We start from the raw sequence: 313 nt of genomic DNA on the forward strand, positions 1-313 counted from the left end.
CAGCGTCCAGAGATAGACCGGATGCTGGCCGAGATTGCCGGCGAGGATATTGCTGACGGCATTGAGATAGGCGCCGCGATGATGGGTCACGACGCCCTTGGGATTGCCTGTTGTGCCCGAGGTGTAGCTCAGCGCGATGGCGTCCCATTCGTCGCTCGGCGTGATCGCCGTGAAGCCTGGATCGCCTTGCGCAACGGCTGCCTCGTATTCGATCTCGCCGATGCGCTCGCCGCCCTTGAACGAGGCGTCGTCGACGTCGACCACCAGCGGCTTGGGCCCCGTCATCTGCGCCAGCGCGTCGGTGATGACGCCT

Annotated in this window: 1 protein-coding gene; it reads right to left on the reverse strand. The window is 64.9% G+C overall.

Going from position 1 to position 313, the window contains the following annotated elements:
• Positions 1 to 313: AMP-binding protein (locus tag MOV75_RS42130; protein ID WP_246933142.1), on the reverse strand; the 313-nt coding region annotated here is incomplete at both ends.

This window comes from Bradyrhizobium sp. PRIMUS42, from assembly GCF_023006515.1.
GTDB lineage: Bacteria > Pseudomonadota > Alphaproteobacteria > Rhizobiales > Xanthobacteraceae > Bradyrhizobium.